Below are 7,027 nucleotides of genomic sequence, written 5' to 3' on the forward strand. Positions count from 1 at the left end.
TTCGCATCCACTAAACCAATCTCCTCTACTCATGTTTTCTGAGACTAGTATAGCTAGATTTCTACTTTATCGGAAGATACCTTGTTATTGGGCGCTTACGCTGTTTCTAAACAAATACAAGCTAGAAAAGTGGCTAAAAAATCTCAATTGCAGCAGTCCCTAGGAAGGGCCAAAATTACCTCAGACTTCATGAATCAATTATCAGCTTCCCTGGGACGTGCCCAACAAGCTGATAAAAAAGCCTTGATGGAACGTGTTCGTAGTGATGAACGTGCAGAACGGGAGGAGCAGGAAGAACAACAACAAAACCAACGATAAAAGCCTTTGATCATCGAATCAAAGGTTTTTTTGTTGTTTATTGTCACTGACTTGTCCCCTTACTGTCAAAAAATGGATTATCTCTTACACTGGAGGGAAACATGAAGAAAGGAGGTGTAGGACACCATGTTGTATTTCCCAGGTATTTCAGAAGCAGATTTTGACGAGACTGCTCCTTGGTTAGTCGTCAAAACCGATGATTTGGATCGGATGGTTCTTTTTGCAGGGCAGGGAGGTAATAGTGGTTTGGAATTAGAACTCAATTTTCAGGAAGATGTAGAGCAATTTAAAACATTTGTTCTTGGAGAGCTGATTCAATTACCTCCAACCCTATTTCGTGATCCTGAAGAAATGGATGACTCAATGGAATATGAATCTTTTTAAGGTAGAAGGAGTTTTCTATGGTTGAAGAACAGAAACAAGTAGTCTCTTCACGTGCTAAAAGCCGTCGTGAACGAGTAGAACATGCTAGATCCAGAGATATTTTAGATGTGGCTCATGAGCTTAATATGGAATTGTTTCGGTCAGGGCGAGATTATCGATGGAAGGAACACGATTCCATGGTGATTTCACCTGAAAAAAACATGTGGAATTGGTTTTCAAAGCGTAAAGGGGGCGATGTGATTGCTCTAGTTCAAACTATGAAAGAGATTGGTTTTAACCAGGCTATTGACTATCTAAATGATGGCCGCTTTAAAGATTTTACAATTGAGGAAAGAGTCCAGGAAACCTTTAATTATTACTTGAAGCCCTATGAACAACCCTTTGAAGCTGCTAGGGACTATTTGAAAGAGCAACGTGGTCTTTCAGATGAGACGATTGATTTTTTTCTTGAGAAAGGCCTTCTAGCCCAAGCTAATGCAAAAATCAATGGCAGCATTGAGCCAGTCGTTGTCTTTAAGGCATTTGACTTTTCAGATGAACTGGTGGGAGCTAGTCTACAGGGGATTGAAGAGAACTTTGAGAAATGGCCTGAGCGTGGCTATGCCAAGAATATTGTTAGAAATTCAGATGGTAGCACTGGCATGCACGTGGATATTGGACAACCCAAGCGACTTGTTTTTACAGAGAGTCCGATTGATCTCATGTCTTACTACGAGTTACACAAGGAACAACTATCTGATGTGCGCCTGGTATCCATGGACGGCTTAAAAGAGGCTGTAGTGGGCCACCATTTAGCCCAGCTGCAATCAGACTTATCAGGTCGTCCTTTGAAGTGGACTCATGAACAGTTGGCAAAAGGTTTAGAGACAGCGATTGCGAATGACTTTTTTGCGGACGGAAAGCATGCGGATTGGATCACATTAGCAGTAGATAATGATACAGGGGGCCAGCAATTTGTTCGTTCCTTACGGGAAAAAGGTGCTCTTCTAACAACAGATCTACCAGATTTACAAACTGGGCAAGAAAAATCCGATTGGAATGATATTTTAAGGAATCCTTCAGTCGATAATAGCAGACTAGCCCGCTCTAAAAGAAAATTAGAACGTCTAAATCAAGAGTTTGCGGAAGCAACAGAAGCTGTTTATAGTCATTCAGCCAGGGCAAATGGCCAACCTATGAATGATAAACGAGGAGGGGCTGCTTACTTTAAACGTCAAAATCAACTAGAAGAAAAAGTCTTTACCAAGTTAGATGAAATTAAAAAACAAGAGGAACGGGTAGAGCGATTGCAATGGCAACAAGAACTGAAGGAACAAGGTTTGAATCGTCAGGGAACAGGTCTTGAGATGAGTGTTCGAAATATCCCTAGGATTCGAGAAGAGCTTGAGAAAGCAGAACGTGGGGAATCTTTTTATACCAAGGCAACTTTGAAGCGTTACCGTCAAGAGTTGACACGTTTAGAAGGAATTGCGGAGCAGCTGTCGAATACAAGTATCCAGTCAGGAGCACAAGCGCTAGTTGATGAGGGACGTTTAAATCAGTGGGCTAAGCAACCCAATATTTATTTTGTGAAGGGGCTTCGGAAAGTTGCGCTGGAGCTGGGCGAAGATGGTCTGTTTGTGGAATCCACTAAATATCGCCCTAGAACGGACAAGGAGAAGGACGAAGTCGCTGGTCTTTTGGCTAAACAGTCAGAAGTAGTTCCAGAAAGCCAAACGGAATCTTTACAAGAAGAAGTAGATGCCTATATTACATCGATCACACAGGATGATTCATCTTATTATTTATGGCAGGATGAAGAGCTCCTAGATCTTGGAGCAGATGATGCTATCTTAGAGGATTTTCATAGTCTTCTGGAAGATCAACAGTATCAAATTGATGGGGTTCCCTTGTACGTCGAGGAATCGGCTAATGATGGAGCAACGGGGTATCTTTCTATTGATGGGACTGTACTCGATGGGGACGGGATCCGAGATTATCTAGCCGAGCAAAACTTTTCAGAACAAAGGTCGGTTGAGTTCCTCACTAAATTGGAGGATGAGTTACCTGAAATTTGGGAGGACGTATTGGAGCATTATAACCAAGCCGCTGAAAAAATTATTGAGAAATACAAGCTGGGGGAGCAGCAAGATCCGTCTATTTCTCAGGTGAAAACCTATGATGAGGTTAAACAAGAAAACAAGCAACTTGCTAAACGAATTGAAGAACGAATTAAAGCAGGGGAACTCACGATTAGTTTTGATACAGATGTTTACCTGTATGATGTTTTTAAAAAGCTTGGTAATAGTCATCCGACCAAGTATATCAACGACAAACGCTTAGAAATTTTAACCCCTCTTCGGCCAATTTTAGAATCTATCGATGAAAATACTATCAACTTGTACAAAGAGAAGGGGACGATGGAGCAGGACTCATTATACCAAGCCCTGAAACCGCATCAGCGTGCATTAAGTGTGGACATTTCAACTCGCTTTATTGGCGAATTGGCGATAGCCGCTTACAATACGAATAGGCAAGTCGAGAGTCTCTCAGGTGATCATTTTGGTCATTACTACGATGCGCAAACTCTTGATAGTCTGTCACAGTCTATTGAGCGGATGCTGGAATATCCTTTAATTGAATTAGGCGCTAAAGATTTTAACTATGGCTTTGTGACAATCTCAAACGTTTTTTATCACTACCTGGCAGAACAGGAGGGAGATCTTGTTTTAAGCCGTTCTGACTTGGATTTGTTATTGGCACGAATTGAGGAACAGCCTATTCAGATAGTAGAGGATAATCAAGAGGAAGTGCCTAAGGTTCCAGAAGTACAAGAAAAAGCCCTAGAACAGAGTCCAGGGCAAGAAAAAAAGACTGAGACAAAACTCGGGGATTTTCCTGAAACTCAGGAGGCAGCACCTCTACCTGAAGCGAGTGAATCGCAACCTTTGAATGGCTTGTCACCAAGCCAAACTCGATCTCAACCTTTACCTCATTCTACCATAAATGAAGAGAGTAGTCTTGAGTTGACACAGTTTAGAAGAAAAATAGACGAGTTGATTCAAGATATAGTATCGCTTGATGAAAAAGGTTTCTATTTGGAGCAGGATTCTGAATTATATGATAGGGGAGCCTCTTCTGATGAGATAGAAGTCTTCCATGGTTTAATTCCAACGATTGAGAACAAGGGTGATTCATTTACATTAACTATTGAAAATGTTTCTGAACCTGGATTCAGTGATTTCCTTGCTTTAAATGGGGATCCGATAGGTGAGACGAAGATTTACGATCACCTGGATAAGCTGAGCTTGCAGCCTGAGCAACAACTTCGCTTCTTAGAAGATCTAAAGACAGCTGTTTCTTCTACCTGGAATGAGGCGGTAACTACTTATGATAAGGCATTTGACGAGGTAGTAGCCATGTATAGCTTAGAGAAAACAAGCAAGGATTATTTTGTCCGATTTGAATTTTCAGAGCATGACTTCAACTATCAAGAAGGAGAAATTATTCCTTATGAAACATTTGCGAGGGAGCTTTACAGCAAGTATCATTTCAGTCCCGCAGGCTATTATAAGACCTATTTTGAAGTCCTTGATGCGAATCAGGAATCTGTTTCAGGACAGATGCGAATCGATATTGGATCTGACTGGGATTCTATTGGTTTCTATCTATCAGAAGATAATCCTCATAAATCAGTTTTGTTAGAGAAAGATGCACTTGTGATGAAAAGTTTAGAGGAAGAGGTTGAGGTAGCTGAACAAAAAGAAAAGTCCCTTGAGAGTTCTCAAGAGACCAACACTGGTGGCGAACTATTTAATCGCAATTCCAGTTCTTTAGGAGAAGATTCTCCAGGGTCAGCACCGAAGCCCGTTGAAGCAAAAGCTCAACCTAATTTTCTTCCCAGTGTTGATTCATATTCTATCACAGATGATGGTGAGAATAAAGAAAATGCCCTAGAACAAGTTCCAGAGCAAGAAAAAAAGACTGAGGGTACAATCGAGGATTTATCTGGACAAATCCAGAAGGCAGCACCTCTACCTGAAGCGAATAAATCGCAACCTTTGAATGGCTTGTCACCAAGCCAAACTGGGCCTCAGTCTTTACTTCATTTTACTATAAGTGGAGAGGGAAAGTCAATTACGAAGCGGTCTTATCATAAAATTTCTGAGCATGATCTAATGAAATTGAATCGATATGCCCATAATATACAACAGATAGCCAACTGGTATTTGGATACTGTGGCAGATAGTGAGATCATCTATTTTTATCAAGAAGGTGATGTCGTCAATAGTGTACAAATTCGGTTTGATAAAGATAAGTTCCAACATTTGACAGGCGTATTTCCTTATAAGGAAGGACAAACCGCAGAACAAACGGTAATTGATTTTGCTCAAGGCAAGGGTGACTTTGATAGTATTTTTTTGGCAAATAAAGGGACTGCATTTGATAAATTAAAAGTTTTGCCTGATTTACCAGCCATTGTTGATGCAAGTTCTTTCTATTTTGGAGACTTATCAGATGTTCCTAAACTTCATGCGTTAGATATGAGTAAGGCCATTAAGTCCAAAGATGAGGATATTGTTTTAGCCTTACGAACAGCTGATGAATCAACCTTTCCAGCTAGTTTGATGAAGTTAAGAGAAGGATTGAAAATTCAACTAGAGGAATCGAATCAGGAAAGAATTATTCTTGGTATTTATAGAGAAAGAGACGGTCAGATTGAACAACTTTCCATCAATGAGGAATACGTTAAAGATGGTGGCAAAGAAATGCTGTCTATTTTGGAAAATAAACAGTATGAAGAGACTACTGATCTTGATAAGAACCAGGAGCAGCCCCTGTCTCTTTCAGCTGAAGTATTTACCCCTGTTTTGGATACTGCCTACAATCTAGGTGATCTTCGAAATCTAGGAATAGAGCCTCTTGAAAAATTTCAAGAGGCCTGGGAGCGTTATTATGAGCTTTCAGATGCTCATGAAGGTGATTTTACGGCTGTCGTTGAAGCTGCGGATCAATTAGGGTTGGTCAATAAAGAATCAGCTTTTTATCGGGACTGGAGTCAAGATCGTATTTATGAGGAAAGCTATCATGTACAGATTCAATGGTTTGAACGCTGGCCTGATAGCCCTCAGCTGCCGTTTAACGAGATAGACCGTGTAGACTATCAGAGCTTTGCGGAAGTGCTTTATGAACAAAATAAGGCGTTTTATGAGCTGAATAAGGAAAGTACAAATATTGTTCAGAAGACAGGAAATCAAGAGGCTTACATTCCCTACACTAAAGTTAAATTCGATGTTTATGCTCCTGGTGGGAAGCTGATTAAAGAAGATGTGCGCTATAACATTGGGGATGAAACTGAGCCTATTTCTGCAAGACTTTTCAGTCTTGGTCATCGTCCTTTAGAAGAACAGGCAGAACTAGCTGCTATTGATGAGAAGGTCCTTGCTCAGCTGAATCTACAAGGAGTTAATCAGGACACTACTGTTGAAGTTCTTGAACAGTCTCCAGACTCTAAAGAGAAAAAATCTGCTTTGGCTCAAAGAGTTGAGGAAATTATAGCTGCCGATACGGATGCTAAAGTTGAAGATGAAGTTATCCATGAGACAGGTGATGAGGCATTCGACTATTCTAAGGCTTCAGCTCATGAAATTAGCGAACATGCCTTTCAAAAAATTCGTGAGTATACAGAGTCACCTGAAGATTTGTTTGAGTACCTAGATTTCATGAGTAAGTTTCCTAAACTTTCTCCTCGAAACGTGGCCTTAATTCAAGAACAATGGCCAGGGGTCAATGCGGTCGCAACCTACAATCAGTGGCAAGAGAAGGGGAAGGTTTTAGGTGTTGGACCAGAAGATGTGATGACTACCAAGGCCAAATACACCAACAAGAAAACTGGTGAAGTTAAGGAAAAGCTCCATCAAAATTTATCGGTGAGGGCAGGAGAAAAATCAAAGATTACTTTATTTAGGCCTTTGATGGTTAAGATGATTCCAGTATTGGATGAACAGGGACGGCAACTGAAAAATGACAAGGGCAATCTACAATATAAAAAATTGTCACAGGCTACGCCGCAAGAGAAAGCCTTGGTGAAGGAAGGGAAGCTCCCTGTTCGTCAATTCCAAGAACGAGATCTAGAAACAGGTTATCCTCGGTATACAAAATATAGTCATTTGAAACAAGAACAAGACAACAAAGCATCCAGAAAATTGTCATAACTGGGCAATACTTTTCTGAGGTGTTTTTTCATATGAGCCCATGTGTTTTCAATAGGATTATACTCAGGTGAGTAGGGGGGAAGAGGCAAGAGTTTATGTCCTTGTTCTTCGCACAATACTTTTAGACGACT

3 protein-coding genes and 1 pseudogene are annotated in these 7,027 nt (G+C 40.7%); 3 read left to right on the plus strand and 1 reads right to left on the minus strand.

The features are described from left to right. Positions 1 to 93: 93 nt before the first annotated feature. The 3 genes and pseudogenes from E5983_RS07930 to E5983_RS09895 all read left to right on the plus strand — a co-directional run. Positions 94 to 318: pseudogene (locus E5983_RS07930) on the plus strand (hypothetical protein); the annotation flags it as partial. Positions 319 to 444: 126 nt separating this feature from the next. Continuing rightward, positions 445 to 702, plus strand: coding sequence for a hypothetical protein (locus E5983_RS07935; protein ID WP_160333325.1), 258 nt, complete (start codon positions 445 to 447; stop codon positions 700 to 702). Between the two features lie 17 nt (positions 703 to 719). Next, positions 720 to 6,896, plus strand: coding sequence for a PBECR4 domain-containing protein (locus E5983_RS09895; RefSeq protein WP_237397608.1), 6,177 nt, complete (start codon positions 720 to 722; stop codon positions 6,894 to 6,896). Here E5983_RS09895 and E5983_RS07950 read toward each other — a convergent pair. After that, positions 6,848 to 7,027: transposase (locus E5983_RS07950; protein WP_202056368.1), on the minus strand; the 180-nt coding region annotated here is incomplete at its 5' end. The genes E5983_RS09895 and E5983_RS07950 overlap by 49 nt on opposite strands.

The organism is Streptococcus danieliae (genome assembly GCF_009767945.1).
GTDB classification, from domain to species: domain Bacteria; phylum Bacillota; class Bacilli; order Lactobacillales; family Streptococcaceae; genus Streptococcus; species Streptococcus danieliae.